Raw genomic sequence first — 16,154 nt, 5'->3', positions numbered from 1 at the left:
TATGACGTGCACACAGTCGGCAAACCAAGCCCCGCGAAACGACGGACGAAGAAGTCAACGACCCCGCGTCCACGCCGCACAGGTTAAAGATCAAGTTAGTCCGCGGTGCTGAGTTCCCAGAACCGGAAGACGGTCGATGTGTCGAGGCAGTTCTGCAAGCCCCGGACGTTCTCGTGGGCGACCGCGTACTGCTTGCCCTGCCAGAGCGGCAGGATCGGCAGCTGGCGCGCCACGATGTCCTGCAGCCTCATGAACTCCTGCCGGGTGTCCGCACGGTCCGTCATGGACGAGGTCTTCGGGATGATCTGCTTGGTTATCTCACTGTTCTCGTAATTGTTCGACAGGACGTTTCCCTTGCCGAAGAACGGCTGGGTGAAGTTGTCGGGGTCGGGGTAATCCGGCACCCAGCCCTTGACATAGACGCCGTACTTTCCCTCGGAGATGTCCTTCTCGTATTGCTCGAACGGGACGGACTTCATCCTGGCGTCGAAGAGTCCGCTCTTGTTCAGCTGACCGGCGATGGTCCGTATTTCGTCGTCGGTGGCGGGTCCGTAACGGCTCGGGGTGGACCAGAGGGTGAGTTTCACCTTGTCGGTGATACCGGAGTCCCGCAGGAGCTCCCTCGCCCGTTGCGGTTGCGGACTGTCGCCGTACGTGTCGAAGAAGGAGGTGCCGTGGCCGGTGATGCCGACCGGGACGATCGAGTACAGCGGTGCCGCCGTGGACTGGTAGACCTGACTGACCAGGGAGTTGCGGTCGACGAGATAGGCGATGGCCTTGCGCACCGCGAGCTTGCCGACCACGGGGTCGGCGACGTTGAAGACCATGTGCTGGACTTCGGCGCTGCTTCCCTGGACTACCTCGAGGCCGTCGTTCTGCGCGGTGGGCGAGGTGTCGAGGGCGGCTATCGCCTTGGCGGTGAGGCCGCGGTAGGCGATGTCGACCTTGCCCTTTTCCAGAGACGTTTCGAGGGCCTGCTGGTCGCCGCGGAAGAGTTCCAGCGTCACGCCGGAGTTCTTCACCTCGGCGTTTCCGTGGTAGCCGGAGTAGACGGAGAAGACGGCCTTCGACTTGTCGAAGGAGTCCAGCTGATAGGGACCGGAGCCAACCGTCTTGCCGTCCTTGAGCAGCCTGTTCTTGGGGTAGACGCGGTGGTCCACGATGGAACCGGCACCCGATGCGATCTTGCTGGGAAATATCGCGTCGGGCACGTTGAGATGGAAGACGACGGTCTCCTCGCTCGGGGTGGTGATCGACGAGATGGTGGAAAGCAGCGGCGCCGGGCCCGCCGGGTCGTTGATTCCGATCGCCCGGTCGAAGGAGTATTTGACGTCCTCCGATGTGAGGCTGTTGCCGTTGCTGAACTTCAACCCGTCACGCAGGGTGCAGGTATAGGTCTTGCCGCCGTCCGAAAAATGGCACTCCTCGGCGGCCTCCGGCACAGGGGTGGAACTCCCGGGCGGGAAGCTCAGCAAGGACTGGAAGACGTTGCTGAACAGCAGCCAGGACCCCGGGTCGTACCCCGCTGCCGGATCCGTCGCGAGGATGTCGTCGGACATCCCGACGACCATCCTGTCCTTGGACTCGAACGGCCAGATCTGATCCTGGGAGCCGCAGCCCGTCAGCAGCACCACTGCCAATCCCCCAGCGATCAGGGTGCTCGACCGCCTCGTACGAACCTTCACAGAACGTGCCTCATACTCTCGGCCGGCCACAGGGGCGTACCCGGACAACCGGATCAGGTCAGGAAATACTGCGAACGGCGCGCCCGTCCGGCATATTCGGCCCGGCCGGGCGCGGTGGTGCGGACCGAACATTGTGCCTGGACCGGGTGTTCACCAGGAATTCCAGGCATAGTGACCAACTTTCGCATTCCCAGCCGGTGAACGGCACGGGGCAGGCTATGGCCGGTCTCGTGGTGCCGTCGGCCAATCTAGTAGTTGACCCCATTGCGCGATGGCACATCATGCGCCAATTAATTCCTGCGGTCCGCCGGTGATGTTGGCCTGGTTTGCCTAATATCACATGGTGATGGTCGAGCTGACCGACCCGGTCGCCACCTCGCCCTGCTGATCGACGAACGGGCCCGGAGGGTGGTACGCGGGGCCACAGGGCGGCACCAAAAGCCCCCTTCCTGGACACCGCGGCTGTCCACCGGCCGCAGAACTCCCTCCCGTCCCACCCCCGCGCCATCGAGGCCGAAAATCGTCGGATCACCGCGGAACCCTCGAACGTCTGACGTCCATCAGCACGACTGGCCAGGGGGTGCACGGCCTTCCAACAGGCCATGCGTCCCGGGTGGTTCCCTCAGATCAGGCGGCGGCTGCGGAGGTGCGTGCGCATGAGTGTCCCTTCTCAGTACGACGACGTGCGGGGAGGAGTGCTGTTCACGGCAGCTCGCACGCGGCCCGCGGTGCCTGCGTGCGTGCGCTGTCCCTCTCTGCTCACCGCCGACCGCCCAGGGGTTGCCGGGTCGGGGACGTAATCTCGGGCCGTTCCCCGTCCGGGTTCCGCAGCGGCCGGACGATGCGTGGACGCCCTCGCCCCGCCGGCGTCAGTAGGGCACCGTGTCGCACAAGGTCTCCGCCCAGGCAGAGGCGCCGTACTTGTTGGCCGCGCGCACCGTGACGCAGATCTCGTCACCGGAGTACGGACCCTTGATCGTGTAGCTGGTGCTTCCGGTTGAGTAGGTGGCGTCGACGTTCTTCTCGGTGAAGTTGCTGCCCTTGTTGGTGTAGTGGATGTCGTACCTGGTCGCTCGGGAGATCGCCGACCAGCTCACCTTGATCGGCATGTCGCATGCGCCGACACAGGAGTTGGTGTACACAGCCTTGTAGCTCTTCAAGGCGGGCGGCCGCGAGCCGGAGGACGAGCCGCCGGGGCCGGATGGACCTCCGCCGTCCGAGCCCGAAGAGGGAGACTGCCCCGTAGAGCCGGACCCGCCGCTGGTGCCGGTGCCGCCGCTGGTGCCGGACCCGCCGCTGGTGGCGGTGTCGCCGGTGTCGGAGCCGCTGTTGCCATCGGGTGAACTTTCGCCGCTTTCACGGGCGTTTGACCCACGCGGCCCGTCCTTGTCGTCCTGCCTCTTCCCGCCGTCCGCGCCCGTGCCGTCGTCCCCGACCTTCACCTTCCCTCCCTTGGAAGGTGAACTGCTGGGCGTGCTGGACGAGTCGCTGCCACCAGGAGTGGCACTCGCGCTGCTGCCCGGTGACTGGGCGTGCGTTCCGTCCCCGCCGCCGCCCACGAAGGGCTGGAGCACGACGGCCGTCCCGCCGCCGACGGCGATGACAGCAACGATGGGCAGAACGATGAGCCTGCGGCGCCGACGGGGCCGCCGTTCGTGTTCCCGCCGCCGCGTCGTGGTGTCGCTGTCCGCCGGGACGAGCTCGGGAGGCTCACCCTTCTCCCGCAGCCCGATGGTCGCCAGGTCCACGGGCCCCTTCCGCAGCCCGATGGTCGCCAGGTCCACGGGCTCCTCCCGCAGCGGCGCCACCTCGGCGTCGAGCAGCCGCGCGGACTGCTGCGCGAGGTGCGCGACGACACCGGCAGGCAGCCAGGCGCCGCGCGCGGCGCTGGGACGCGGCCGCTCGGGGTCCTCCAACAGCTCGTCGACGTCCGGCCGCTGGTCGATGTCCTTCGTCAGACACCGGGCGATGAGCGCCCGCAGCGCGGCGTCCTCGACACGCGTCAGGTCGGGCTCGCCCTCCACGATCTGGAACATCACCGCGTGCTGATTGCTTGCCCCCTGTCCGAACGGCAGCTGCCCGGTCGCCGCATACGTCAGCACGCACCCGAGGGTGAACACGTCGCTCTTGTCCCCCGCGCGCTGCCCGCGCACCTGCTCCGGCGACATGAACCCGGGAGAGCCGATGACCATCCCCGTACTGGTCAACAAGGACTCGACGGACGTCTCGAGCGCCCGCGCGATCCCGAAGTCGATGACCTTCGTGCCATCCACGGTGAGCATCACGTTGGAAGGCTTCAGGTCGCGGTGCACGATCCCGGCGCCGTGAATGTCCTTGAGTGCCCTCAGCAACCCCTCGGCGAGGGCGTGCAGGCACGCGGCAGGCAACGGCCCGTAGAGCCGCACGACTTGCTCGAGCGAGAGCCCGGGAACGTACCCCGTGGCGACCCACGGCGGTTCGTCGTCCGGACCCGCGTCGAGCACCGGCGCCGTGTACCGCTCATCGACCCTCCGCGCCGCCTCGATCTCCCGCCGGAACCGCGCCCGGAACTGCTCGTCGGACACGTGCTCTTCGTGCACCACCTTCACAGCTACGGTCCGCCCGCTGTCCGACCGCGCGAGGAACACCCGCCCCATGCCACCGGCACCAAGCCGCCCGAGCAGCAGATACGGCCCGATGCGCGCGGGGTCGCTCACCGCGAGCGGCTTGACACCCCCGTCGACGCCGCCGTTCCGCTCGTCGCGTCCGTCTCCGTTCGTACCGCTCATGATGGTGTGACTCTCCCGCTCTTCCCGCCTGGTCAACGGCGTAACTCGGATGAGATTAGACGTTGTTGATGTACCTGGTGAAGTTGAGGGATGCGTTGTACGAGCGGGACGGTTCCGGGGCGTGATCTCGGTTGTGATCAAAGGCCGGCGATCCGGATCGTCGTGACGCGGAGGTGGACTCCTGCGAGGCAGCTCTCAGGGGTTTTGTCGTAGCGGGTGGCGATGCTCGCCAGGTGTTGAGCCTGTTGATAACGCGCCCGGCGATGTTGCGGGCAGCGCCGGTCCGCGACGAGGTGAACTTTGGTCAGCCCGCCGGACCCGCCGCCTTCGACACTGGTGCAGTGCCTGCACAGTGCGCCGCGGGCACGCTTCGTGCCGGCAGCACACCGGATTGCGGGCACGGCACTGCGTACGGAGTCGGTGCATCCAGGTGTGGCCCAAGTCCGTTTCGATGCCCCCACTTCGTGCACACCGACTTGCCGACGTCTTGCGTGATCGAGATCCAACCGGCGGCGATGCTCACGAACGCGCGTGTCTGATGACCCCTTGGTGTGCTCTGTGATCCGGCCAACGACAGGTGCCGGGCGACATGTCGACGGCTATGGGCGGGACACCGGCGCAGCGGATGTCAGTCGTCTCCCGTTCCACGAACGTTCAATGCGCCGCCCCTGTCGGCATGGTGCGCCGTCCCTAGGGTCACTGGAGGTTTCGAAAGAAGGGGTTCATGGACACACGCATCGCCATCCGGGCTCGCGGGATCACGAAACGATTCGGCGACGTCGTCGCACTCGACGACATCGATCTGGACGTGGCGCAGGGTCGGATCCACGCCTTGGTCGGACCGAACGGCGCCGGCAAGACGACCTTGCTCGGGCTCCTGTTGGGCCTGGCCGTCGCCGACCGCGGTCGCCTCGAGATCCTGGGTACACCGGTCGGGCGGGCGCTTTCCACTCCCTACGGTGTCGCCGGCTTCGTGGACGGTCCCGGTCTCTACCCTTCGCTCACCGCCAAGCAGAACCTCGCCGCGCTGGCCGCTCTCCGCGGCGACGCGCGGACAGCGGGGATCGACGAAGCGCTCGACCAGGTCGGGCTCACCGATGTCGCCGACGACCGGGTCCGCGGTTTCTCCCTGGGCATGCGTCAGCGGCTCGGGCTGGCCGCCGCCCTGCTCACCAAGCCTCGGCTCCTGGTGCTCGACGAGCCTTCCAACGGACTCGACCCGGCCGGCAAGAAGCACGTTTACGGTGTCCTCAACCGGCTTGCGGCTGAGGGAACCAGTGTCGTGCTCTCGAGCCACCGCATGGACGACCTTGAGGCACTGTGCTCCGAGGTCACCCTCGTCGCCACCGGACGGGTCGTCTTCTCCGGCCCGCTGAGCAAGCTGGCCGCCGAGAACCACGAACTCGACTACCGGCTGCTCACCTCCGACCCGGAGGCCGCCCGCCGGCAGGCTGTCGACACGGCCGGGATCCAGGTCGTCGACGACGCCGGCGTACGGCACGACGCCCGGATGCTCGTCGTGCGCGCGCAGGTCGCCGCCCTCGACGAACTGGTGGCGGGGCTGGTGCACGCGGGCATCGCGGTGCGCGAGCTCGCCCCCGTGGTGTCGCCGCTCGAGGCCGCGTTCCTTGCCCTCACCGAGCAGCAGCAGGAGGCCGGCCGATGATCGCGCCCCTTACTGACGACAACGTTGCTGTTACCGGGGTCCACCCCGTTCCGGTGGCCCGCAGCTACCGCTTCGAGCTGGTCAAACTGGTCTCGCAATGGCGTATCCGTCTGCTGGTTCTCGCCTGCTGGATCGCGCCCGCGCTCTTCGTCGCCGCAGTGAGCCGGCAGAGCTCGCTCCCCTCCGACACCCTCTTCGGCCGCTGGATGCACGCCACCGGGTGGGCCGGATCACTGGTGGTGCTCGGCTTCGCGGGCACCTGGGCGCTCCCGTTGCTGACCTCGCTGGTCGCCGGCGACGTGTTCGCCTCCGAGGACCGGCTCGGCACCTGGCGCCACCTGTTGGTGGCGGTCCGGTCGCCACGGCGGATCTTCGTGGCGAAGGCACTGGCCAGCCTCACCGTCGTCCTGCTGCTCGTGGCGGGGATGGCGTGTTCCAGCGCTGTCGGTGGGGTCCTGGCGGTCGGCAACCATCCACTGGTCGGCCTCGACGGTCACCTGCTGGCACCGGGGGACACCGCCGTGAAGGTGCTGCTCGCCTGGGCCTGCGCGCTCGCTCCGACCCTGGCTCTCGCTGGGATCGGGCTACTCGGGTCGGTCGCGTTGGGGCGGTCTCCGACGGGGCTGCTGCTGCCGGCGCTTGTCGCGATCGTGATGCAGGTTGCCCAGATGATGCCGCTTCCGGTCGGTCTACGCCTTGCCCTGCCCGGATACGCGTTCATCTCCTGGAATGGCCTGTTCACCGGCCCGGTGCAGCTCGGCCCGCTGCTGATCGGCGTCGTGGTCGGCCTGGTGTGGGCCGTGACCGCGACAGCCCTTGCCTACCTGCTGTTCCTGCGGCGTGACTTCACCAACCTGACCTACGACGGTTCGGGACGCCGCGCGGTCGCTGTCGGAGTCCTGCCGCTCGTCGGCCTGCTCGCCGCGACGGTCGCGGTTGTCACCGGAGCGACCGGGGCCACGGGTTCCGGGATCGAGCAGGACAAGGTGCAGCGCTCGGTCGCGACGGCGTTTGCGCACCTCTACCGCATTCAGACCAAAGAGCTCAACCGTCCCGACGTCACCGAGGAGCAGGTGAAGGCCACGGCGGCGTGCGACAAGGGCAGCGACAGGGTCGCTGCCGAGGGGGCGGGCAACGACTGGCGTTGCGTCGTGACCTGGCATCTCCCCGGCGTCGAGGCCGCAGGGACGGCCATCTACCAGCTCGACGTCACCCCTGACGGGCGGTTCGTCGCCGACGGCGACGGACCGAAGGAAGTGAACGGCTACTTCCTGGTGCGCACCCCGACCGGGGACGCACCGAACCCCCTCTGGCAGTTCGACGGCAACGTCGGACTGCTCCCGACCCCTTCGAAGGGATAACTCCATGCAGGTCACACGTCGTCGTGTGAGTGGTGAGAAGGGCTCCGGCCGACGCTTCGGCAGCCGGCGGGCCCTCATCACGGCAACCGCCACCGCTGTCGTCGTCGCCACCGGCACCGGCGTCGGTTTCGCCCAGGCGGACCCGTTCGGCGCCAACCAGGTCGGCCAGACCTACGACAAGGGCGAGCTGGTCTCCAGCAACCAGTACATCGACCCGTACGGCGAGCGTCTGGTCATCAACAACGGCAAGATCATGTCGTCCACGGTGAGTCCGGACGGCGCCCACATCGCCGCCGCGGTCACCGACGGTGGTGCCGCGCTCGCGATCGTGGACGTGAAGAACTGGAAGGTACAGCAGCTCGTCAGCAACGCCGCGTCGTCCATCCCGCGCATCAGCGGCAACGACGTGGGCCAGGAAGGCCCCACGTACTCGCCCGACGGCAAGCACTTGTGGCTGGGCCGGACCGACGGCTACACCCGGTTCGACGTGAACGTGGACGGCAGCGTCACCAACCCCGTCGACATCAAGATCCCGGCGGACGGCTCCAAGCACGCGCTGGCGTCCGCGGCGGTCTTCTCGGCCGACGGCTCCACCGTGTACTCGGCGGTCAACGGCCAGAACCGCGTGGTCGCGCTCGACACGGCGACCGGTGCCATCACACAGAGCTGGAACGTGGGCAACGCCCCGCGTGGCATGGTCCAGGTCGGCGACAAGCTGTACGTCAGCAACGAGGGCGGCCGCCCGGCGAAGCCCGGCGACACCACCATCAACTCGTACGGCACCCAGGTGCCGGCCGACGCGAACACCGGTGCCACCACCTCCGGTACGGTCAGCGTGATCGACCTGGCCCACCCGACCGCCGCCCCGAGCAGCGTCGACGTCGGTCTGCACCCGACATCCGTGTACGCCAAGGGCGGCGCGGTGTTCGTCACCAACACCGCCACCAACAGCGTGTCGGTGATCAGCACCAAGAACGACAAGGTCGTCCAGACCATCGCCACCCAGCCGTGGTCGCAGGCGTCGATCGGTTACGAGCCCGACGCCGTGACCCTCACCGACGACGGCCACCTGCTGGTGACCCTCGGCCGGGCCAACGCGATCGCCGTCTACAAGTACACCAGCCCGCAGGAGCCGGTCAGCTACGTCGGTCTGCTCCCGACGGACTACTTCCCCGCGGAGATCGCCAGCTCCGGCAACGAGATCCTGGTCTCCAACACCCGCGGCATCGACGCGCGCCGTTCCACCGGGGCCGGCCACGGTACCCACGACACGACCTCGAGCGTGGTGCGGTTCACCCTGCCGAGCGACAAGGTCATCAAGAAGCAGACCGCCAAGGTCTTCGCGCAGAACAACTGGACCAACAACGCGGCCAAGCGTGCCACGGGCAACAGGGCCGACGCCGTGCCGGTCCCGGCGAAGCTCGGCGACCCTTCGACGATCAAGCACGTCTTCATGATCGTCAAGGAGAACCGGACCTACGACCAGGTCTACGGTGACATGCCGCAGGGCAACGGCGACCCGTCGCTGACGCAGTTCGGCGAGAACGTGACGCCGAACCAGCACGCGCTGGCTCGGCAGTTCGGGCTGTACGACAACACGTACGACATCGGCACGAACTCCGCCGAGGGTCACAACTGGCTGATGCAGGCCGACAACCCGGAGTACACCGAGTCCTCGGCCGGTGAGTACAAGCGCAGCTACGACACCGAGGACGACTCCCTCGGTCACCAGGCGAGCGGCACCCTGTGGAGCGGTGCCCAGGCGGCGGGCCGGACCGTGCGGAACTTCGGTGAGTTCCACCAGTTCCTGTCCAAGCCGTCGGACGCGTCCTGGCAGAACCTGTACTGCGACGCCAAGAACATGCAGGCGACCGGCCAGGGCTCGGCCTACAAGCTGGCCTCGTCCTCGCCGATCCCGTCGCTCAACAACGTGTCGGTGCCCGCCTTCCCGAAGTTCGACACCAGCGTCCCGGACGTCTACCGCGCCCAGATCTGGAAGCAGGACTTCGAGCAGAACGGTCCCGCCAACCTGAACATGTTCTGGCTCTCCAGCGACCACACCGGTGGTCCGGCGAACTCGGCCGCCCAGGTCGCGGACAACGACCTCGCGGTCGGCCAGATCGTTGACGAGATCTCGCACAGCAAGTACTGGAAGGACTCGGCGATCTTCGTCGTCGAGGACGACTCCCAGGCCGGCAGCGACCACGTCGACGGCCACCGTGCCCCGGTCCAGATCATCAGCCCCTGGGCCCAGCACGGCACCGTCGACAGCCACTACTACAGCCAGATCAACATGGTCCGGACCATCGAGCAGATCCTCGGGATCCAGCCGATGAACCAGAAGGACACCGCGGCCACCCCCATGACCGCGGCCTTCACCCGCACGCCCGACAACACGCCGTTCACCGCGCTGCCCAACCGGACCGCGCTGACCAACGGTCTGCCGACCGCGCCTTCCTGCGGCCTGGACGTCCCCGCGCCGCAGAACCCCGCTGCGGCGCCCGCCCCGTCCGGGACGGTGCCGGCCAGCAAGAAGGCGGTCGCGACGAAGTGGGCGGACTGGAAGTCGCACCAGCGACTGACCGGCTCGAACGCCGTGCCCGACTACGCGAACCCCGCGCAGATGAACCACCTCACCTGGTACGAGTCGCACGACTGGAAGAAGCCGTACCCGGGCGAGAGCAAGATCTACGTGCCGGCTGACGTGCCGGGCGCCTACATCCCGTCGGCGGAGAACGACGGCTGACACAGGCTGATCGCGTAAAGGAGCCCCTGGCCGCGTCACCGCCGGCCAGGGGCCGCGACGATCCGGTCGACCTCTCGCGGGAGACCGGGCTGCTGAGCGATCCGGGGGCCGCGACCTCGAGGCCGCGGCCCCCGCTTCCATGCCGACAAGGCGTACGCCTCGCGCAAGAACCGCGTGTACCTGCGCGGTCAGCGGTGGCCCAGCACGTTGACCACGCGGCCGTCGGGGTCGCGGACGAAGAAGCGCCGCACGTGTGAACTGCGGGGCGGCAGTCGCCGGTTGCGGAATTTCGATCTCTGCGGATTCACTCGTCACGCCACTCGGAGTGGCCAGGTGATCGTACGCTGACCAGCAACGACAGCGGTACGTAGCGTGCACGTGCCGGTATGCACGGCAACCGGTACCGGTTGTCCGCCGTGACGTGACGGCGCACGCGGTCGGCCCCCGGGACGTTCGCCCTGGAGAACACCGGCGCCCCGCCGCCGGTGGGGTCCGGGGACCCCACCGACGGCGTTCCCTCACCCCACCTGATACGAGGACCAGCGCCATGTCCGATCCCACCCCCGACGACACCCCTGAGCAGCCGAGGCTGTGGCAGGTGAAAATCGCCATGGTCGCTACAGCGGCCGAACACGAGGAGCTGATGGACCGGCTGACGGACGTGTTGTGCCCCGACCCTGAGCACGAGGGGCCATGCCCCGTTCCTTGGGCCATGCACAGCGTCAACGGCGACTCCCTGTCTCGCGGCAAGCGCAAGGCACTGCTGGCTGAAATCAGGGAAACCAACTGGAATCCGGAGGACGACCAGGACACCGGCGAAACCGGAGCAAGGTGGAGGACCATCTGAACGTATTCAGACGGCTTCCGATGCAGTAAGTCGGCCCGCTGGGCTGCGGCCTTGCACCGGGGAGCGGACAAGCCGCGAGGCGGTGGGCCGCCCGGGACGAGGCAGCAGTGATCCACCGGAAGTCCGGTCGGCACCACCGCGTAGATGTCGCCGGAGCAGGTACAGCTACGAGTCTCCGGCGGAGCCGAGTCATGCCGCGACGGACAGCCGGTCCCAGAACCAGTACAGACTGACGATCACGATGGGCGCGGCCATCGCGGGCAGGGCCCAGCGGTGTGCGGGAGTCCTGCGCAGGAGGAGCAGCAGCGGGAAGACCACGGCGATGATGCCCAACTGCACCGCCTCGATGCCGACGTTGAAGCTCAGCAGCGACAGCAGCAGTTCCCAGGACCGGCTCTCCTCGATGCCCAGCGCGCCCGCGAAGCCCAGACCGTGGACGAGACCGAACAGGAAGACGACCGGCAGCCGCCAGGGCCCGGTCCCCCGGCGGTCGCGCAAAACGGCACTCGCGAGCGCCACGACGACGATGGAGCCCGGGATGACCGATGGCCTTCCCGTCGACCGCGAGCCCCGTCACGGAGTCGCCGGCCAGCGTGGGCGTGGCCGCGACCTTCTCCGTGTCCTCCAGATAGGCCCCGTCGCCGGGGGTGAGGACGGGCAGACTCGTGGCGTCCGCCGACCCGCTCTGCCCCGGTGTGCGCTGTCCCGAACCGGTTTCGGCGTATGCCGTGGTCAGGTTGCCGCTCGTGAGGAGCAGCGCGGTGAGGGCCACCCCCGCCAGCCGTCGCCCGCCCGATCTGCCACCCGGCCGTATTCGCCGCTCTGTTGGCCGCATCAGCAGCCGTCCTTCCTGATCGCCGCAAGGTGAAGGGCACGCCGTGAAGTTGTACGACATGCCCAGGCGGCGCAGGTGAACGGAGTCGTATCACCCGTGAACCATCAGCGGAAGGATTCCTCGACGGCACAACACCTCACATGGCAGCCGACGCCCTGGCCGGACGCCCGGGGCCGCCGAGTCGGAACGTTGCCCCAGCCGTGTCGCGAGACCTGGACCGACGTGCCATCAGGCGTAGCTGAGGATCAGGGAGACCGTCGTGAGCTGCGCCGCGACGTGCAGGCCCAGCAGCCACCCGCGGGCCGAAGTGAACGGGAGCCACTTCCGCGGCCAGGCGACCGCCGCGACGCCGAGTACGACCGCCGCCACCAGGCAACCGGGGATCCAGCCAGGGGGGACATCGGCGCACTCCACGCCGTAGGTCAGGCAGCCGGACGCCCGGGTCGTGCTCAGTACGAAGAGGCCGGAGCCGATCAGCGCGGGCACAAGCATTCCCAGGGCGAACCATGAGGCCGTGCGGGTGTTGCGGTCCGCACGCTCGGTGTCGGCGGTGCGAGCCTCGGCGGCGGGAGTGGTCTTCATGCGGCCCATCCAACCCTCCGGCAGGCGCGAAGGGTTGGGGGCCGGTACTCGGTTCCGCTGAGCACGCGCACTCATTGGTTCGATGACGCGACGGATGTGCGAGTCCGTTCAGCTACCGTCGCGCAGATCCCCAAGTCCCGTCGTACGGAACTCGATCCGGTCGAACGCCGCCTCGCAGCCCTCGCCCGTCGGGGACTGGACCAGGAAGCCGACCGAGGCCGCAGCCGCCTCCTCCGGATCTCCGAGGGCGAAGACGCGGACGAAGGTCCACTTCTCGCCGTCGGCGGAGGCGTGGAAGGCGAAGGCGTTGCCGGTGCGGCTGACGCGGAGCCAGTAGCTTTCGCCGTCGATGACGAAGGAGTTGGTGTCGTCGGAGTGGCCGCGGGTGACGACCGTGCAGATGGTGGGGCGGTCCGGGGAGAGTTCCAGGCAGAGCTTGGCCCACTCGCGTTCCCCGACGTGGAGGTAGAGCACGCCCGCGTCGAAGGCCGCGGCGAAGCCGACGCGCACCCGGGCGAGGAGTTGGAAGTCGCCCCGGGGGGCGGCGCCGAGGAGGCGGGGGGCGTCGCTCGCGGGGTCGAGGGCTTCGCCGCCCGGTGGTACGAAGCGGTCCTGGCGGGCGCCCGCGCGGGCGGTCAGCGCGCCGTTCTCGTACGTCCAGTCGGCCTCGGGGCCGAAGGGGCGCAGCTCAAAGGGGAGTTCGGGGAGGTGCGGGGTCATGCGCGGCGGCCATCCACTCGGCGGGGCAGGTTCAGGGGGTTGTCCTCGCGGAGCTCCGGGGGGAGCAGGGCCTCGGGGGTCGTCTGGTAGGTGACCGGGCGCAGCCAGCGTTCGATGGCGGTGGCGCCGACCGAGGTCGAGGTGGAGGTGGTGGCCGGGTAGGGGCCGCCGTGGTGCTGGGCGGGGGCGACGGCGACTCCGGTCGGCCAGCCGTTGACGAGGACCCGGCCGGCCAGCGGGGTGAGGGCCGCGAGAAGGGCGGGGGCGTCGGCGTCGGCGCCGTCCGTGGCGGTCTGGAGGGTGGCGGTGAGGTTGCCGGGGAGCCGGGAGAGGACGGCGGTGATCTCGTCCGCGGAGGCGTAGCGGGCGACGACGGTGACGGGGCCGAAGCACTCCTCCAGGAGCGCGTCGTGCGGGCCCTCGGCGGTGAGGAGGTGCGCCGGCACGGTGAGGAAGCCGGCCGACACGGTGTGCTCGCCGCCGGCGCCGGGAGTGACCGGGGCCTCCACGTCGGGCAGTTCGGCCCGTTCGCGTACGCCCGCGACGAAGGCGTCGCGCATCCGGTGGTCGAGCAGGACCCCGGCCTCGGTGTCGCTGACCGCGTCGGTCAGGGACTTCAGCAGCCGGTCACCGCTCTCGCCGGCCGGGGCCAGGACGAAGCCGGGCTTGGTGCAGAACTGGCCCGACCCCATCGTCATCGAGCCTGCGAGACCGGTGCCGACCTGCTCGCCGCGCTCGGCGGCGGCGGCCTCGGTGACGACGACGGGGTTGAGGGAGCCCAGCTCGCCGTGGAAGGGGATGGGGGTCGGGCGAGTGCCCGCCGCGTCGAACAGGGCTCGTCCGCCCCGTACGGAGCCGGTGAAGCCGGCGGCGGCGACGAGCGGGTGCTTGATCAGCTCGATGCCGGCTTCGAAGCCGTGCACCAGGACCAGTACGTCCTCCGGCAGACCGACGCGGGCCGCCGCCCGGCGCAGTACGGAGGCGCACAGTTCGGAGGTGGCGGGGTGGTCGGGGTGCGCCTTGACGACGACCGGGCAGCCGGCGGCCAGTGCGCTCGCGGTGTCGCCGCCGGGGACGGAGAAGGCGAGCGGGAAGTTGCTGGCCGCGTACACGGCGACGACGCCGAGCGGGATCTTGTAGCGGCGCAGGTCGGGCCAGGGCGGGGTCCTGGTGGGGTCCTCGTGGTCGATGTGGATGTCGAGGAAGGCGCCTTCGTCGACGACCTCCGCGAAGGCCCTCAACTGAGCTGCGGTGCGCGCGAGTTCACCGGTGAGCCGGGCCGGTCCGAGTGCGGTCTCGGCGTCGGCCGCCTCGATGATGTGCTCCCCGGCCCCGGTGAGCAGCTCGGCTGCGGTACGCAGGAACGCGGCGCGCACGGTGCGGTCGGCGAGCGACGCGCGTACCGCGTGGGCGGCCCGGACCGCGCGGTCGACCTCCTCCGCTGTAGCCTCCACCGCAACCTGCTCACGCGGGTTCCCGGTGCGGGGGTCGACGCTCCAGACTGGTGCTGCTGCCACCGTGATTCCTTCCGCTCCACTGCCACACATCAGAAGTTGTTCGGTATTCTGAACAGAGTTCCTGATCGTGAATATGCGGCGACTCTATTTCCGGGCGTTCGGTGTTGGCAAGAAGTCGCTGAGTTCAAGAGGTCGCAGGATTTCGTAAGTGGGCTGGAAGGGGCGTAGGGCGATGTCGGCTGCCGAGTCTGGTGGGGCACAGGTCAAGTCCGCCGTGCGGACGGTGGAACTACTCGAATACTTTGCCGGGCGACCCGGCATGCACTCGCTCGCCGCGGTGCAGGAGGCCGTCGGCTATCCCAAGTCCAGCCTCTACATGCTGCTGCGCACGCTCGTGGAGCTGGGCTGGGTGGAGACCGACGCGACGGGAACGCGGTACGGGATCGGCGTGCGCGCCCTGCTCGTCGGCACCTCGTACATCGACGGCGACGAGGTCGTCGCGGCCGCCCGCCCGACGCTGGACCGGCTCTCCGACGACACGACGGAGACCATCCACCTGGCCCGCCTCGACGGCACGAACGTGGTGTACCTCGCCACCCGGCAGTCCCAGCACTATCTGCGCCCCTTCACCCGCGTCGGCCGCCGGCTGCCCGCCCATTCCACCTCGCTCGGCAAGGCCCTGCTGGCCACCCACAGTGACGAGCAGGTCCGCAAGATGCTCCCCGAGACGCTGCCCGCGCTGACCGAGCACACCATCACCGACCGCGAGAAGCTCATCGAGGAGCTGCACCTGATCCGCGAGCAGGGGTACGCGGTGGACCGCGAGGAGAACACCCTCGGGCTGCGCTGTTTCGGCGTCGCCGTCCCGTACCGCACCCCCGCCCGCGACGCCATCAGCTGCTCGGTGCCGGTCGCCCGGCTCACGCCCGCGCACGAGCAGATGGTGAAGGACGCGCTGTTCGACGCGCGTGACCGGCTGACGCTGGCCACCCGGAGGCTCTGAACATGCGGGTCGTCCTGCGCGAGGTGCGCGACAGTGATCTCTCGTTGTTCTTCGTGTTCATGTCCGACCCGGAGTCGGTCAGGACGGCCGCGTTCACCAGCGAGGACCCCACCGACCGGCACGCGTTCGACGCCCACTGGCGGCGGATCCTGGCCGACGGATCCGTCGTGATGCGGACGGTGGTCGTGGACGGTGCGGTGGTCGGCAGCACCGGGGCGTACGGGCCGCCGGACGACCGCCAGGTCACCTACTGGATCGACCGGGCGTACTGGGGCCGCGGGCTCGCGACGGCCGCGCTGCGGGCGCTGCTCGACGTCGTACCGGAACGCCCGCTGCACGCGCGGGCCGCGGCCGACAACACCGGCTCGCGCCGGGTGCTGGAGAAGTGCGGGTTCACCGTCACCGGCAAGGACCACGGGTACTCGCACGCCCGCGGCGAGGACACCGACGAGCTGCTGTTCACCCTGCCGGGGTGACCCGGGGC

Annotated in this window: 12 protein-coding genes; 6 read left to right on the top strand and 6 right to left on the bottom strand. The window is 68.9% G+C overall.

Translation table 11 applies throughout. The annotated features are described in order from the left end of the window. Positions 1-95 precede the first annotated feature (95 nt). Positions 96-1,685, bottom strand: coding sequence for an ABC transporter substrate-binding protein (locus tag ACFU8Q_RS28010; protein ID WP_384458647.1), 1,590 nt, complete (start codon positions 1,683-1,685; stop codon positions 96-98). Positions 1,686-2,554: 869 nt separating this feature from the next. After that, the gene (locus tag ACFU8Q_RS28005) at positions 2,555-4,453 is read right to left on the bottom strand and encodes a protein kinase (protein WP_384458645.1); all 1,899 of its coding nucleotides are present in this window, start codon (positions 4,451-4,453) and stop codon (positions 2,555-2,557) included. Positions 4,454-5,177: 724 nt separating this feature from the next. On the opposite strand from ACFU8Q_RS28005, the gene ACFU8Q_RS28000 reads away from it, so the two are divergent. From ACFU8Q_RS28000 to ACFU8Q_RS27985, 4 genes are all read left to right on the top strand, one after another. After that, a complete protein-coding gene (locus ACFU8Q_RS28000) occupies positions 5,178-6,119 on the top strand; it encodes an ABC transporter ATP-binding protein (protein WP_384458643.1) in 942 nt (313 codons plus the stop codon). After that, positions 6,116-7,480: an ABC transporter permease gene (locus ACFU8Q_RS27995; RefSeq protein WP_384458641.1), complete on the top strand. Its 1,365-nt coding sequence runs from the start codon at positions 6,116-6,118 to the stop codon at positions 7,478-7,480. The genes ACFU8Q_RS28000 and ACFU8Q_RS27995 overlap by 4 nt, the downstream gene beginning before the upstream one ends. A 4-nt stretch (positions 7,481-7,484) precedes the next feature. After that, complete coding sequence (locus ACFU8Q_RS27990; protein ID WP_384458639.1) at positions 7,485-10,226, top strand: alkaline phosphatase family protein; 2,742 nt, start codon at positions 7,485-7,487, stop codon at positions 10,224-10,226. Positions 10,227-10,773: 547 nt separating this feature from the next. Further along, a complete protein-coding gene (locus tag ACFU8Q_RS27985; protein ID WP_384458637.1) occupies positions 10,774-11,073 on the top strand; it encodes a hypothetical protein in 300 nt (99 codons plus the stop codon). Positions 11,074-11,262: 189 nt separating this feature from the next. Here the strand turns inward: ACFU8Q_RS27985 and ACFU8Q_RS27980 are convergent, their stop codons facing one another. The 4 genes from ACFU8Q_RS27980 to ACFU8Q_RS27965 form a co-directional block, all read right to left on the bottom strand. Then, positions 11,263-11,592: a HupE/UreJ family protein gene (locus ACFU8Q_RS27980; protein WP_384458635.1), complete on the bottom strand. Its 330-nt coding sequence runs from the start codon at positions 11,590-11,592 to the stop codon at positions 11,263-11,265. A gap of 544 nt (positions 11,593-12,136) precedes the next feature. Then, positions 12,137-12,490, bottom strand: a complete 354-nt coding sequence (locus ACFU8Q_RS27975; protein WP_384458633.1) for a hypothetical protein — start codon at positions 12,488-12,490, stop codon at positions 12,137-12,139. Between the two features lie 108 nt (positions 12,491-12,598). Next, entirely contained in the window at positions 12,599-13,210 is a 612-nt protein-coding gene (locus tag ACFU8Q_RS27970; RefSeq protein ID WP_384458631.1) for a DUF1349 domain-containing protein, read from the bottom strand. Beyond that, on the bottom strand, positions 13,207-14,727 hold the full coding sequence (locus ACFU8Q_RS27965; RefSeq protein WP_384458629.1) for an aldehyde dehydrogenase (NADP(+)): 1,521 nt from the start codon (positions 14,725-14,727) through the stop codon (positions 13,207-13,209). The genes ACFU8Q_RS27970 and ACFU8Q_RS27965 overlap by 4 nt, the downstream gene beginning before the upstream one ends. A gap of 172 nt (positions 14,728-14,899) precedes the next feature. On the opposite strand from ACFU8Q_RS27965, the gene ACFU8Q_RS27960 reads away from it, so the two are divergent. Further along, positions 14,900-15,670 (top strand): IclR family transcriptional regulator, encoded by a 771-nt coding sequence (locus ACFU8Q_RS27960; protein WP_384458627.1) that lies wholly within the window; start codon positions 14,900-14,902, stop codon positions 15,668-15,670. Positions 15,671-15,672: 2 nt separating this feature from the next. Continuing rightward, on the top strand, positions 15,673-16,146 hold the full coding sequence (locus tag ACFU8Q_RS27955) for a GNAT family N-acetyltransferase (RefSeq protein ID WP_384458625.1): 474 nt from the start codon (positions 15,673-15,675) through the stop codon (positions 16,144-16,146). Positions 16,147-16,154 lie beyond the last annotated feature (8 nt).

This window comes from Streptomyces sp. NPDC057543 (genome assembly GCF_042801895.1).
In the GTDB taxonomy this organism is placed as follows: domain Bacteria; phylum Actinomycetota; class Actinomycetes; order Streptomycetales; family Streptomycetaceae; genus Streptomyces.
This window is presented reverse-complemented; position numbering and strand designations above follow the sequence as displayed.

Excerpts from the sequence above, each read along its gene's own strand:
- ACFU8Q_RS28005 (WP_384458645.1), bottom strand. The coding sequence starts at position 4,453 with ATGAGCGGTACGAACGGAGACGGACGCGACGAGCGGAACGGCGGCGTC.
- ACFU8Q_RS28000 (WP_384458643.1), top strand. The coding sequence starts at position 5,178 with ATGGACACACGCATCGCCATCCGGGCTCGCGGGATCACGAAACGATTC.
- ACFU8Q_RS27995 (WP_384458641.1), top strand. The coding sequence starts at position 6,116 with ATGATCGCGCCCCTTACTGACGACAACGTTGCTGTTACCGGGGTCCAC.
- ACFU8Q_RS27990 (WP_384458639.1), top strand. The coding sequence starts at position 7,485 with ATGCAGGTCACACGTCGTCGTGTGAGTGGTGAGAAGGGCTCCGGCCGA.
- ACFU8Q_RS27985 (WP_384458637.1), top strand. The coding sequence starts at position 10,774 with ATGTCCGATCCCACCCCCGACGACACCCCTGAGCAGCCGAGGCTGTGG.
- ACFU8Q_RS27975 (WP_384458633.1), bottom strand. The coding sequence starts at position 12,490 with ATGAAGACCACTCCCGCCGCCGAGGCTCGCACCGCCGACACCGAGCGT.
- ACFU8Q_RS27970 (WP_384458631.1), bottom strand. The coding sequence starts at position 13,210 with ATGACCCCGCACCTCCCCGAACTCCCCTTTGAGCTGCGCCCCTTCGGC.
- ACFU8Q_RS27960 (WP_384458627.1), top strand. The coding sequence starts at position 14,900 with ATGTCGGCTGCCGAGTCTGGTGGGGCACAGGTCAAGTCCGCCGTGCGG.
- ACFU8Q_RS27955 (WP_384458625.1), top strand. The coding sequence starts at position 15,673 with ATGCGGGTCGTCCTGCGCGAGGTGCGCGACAGTGATCTCTCGTTGTTC.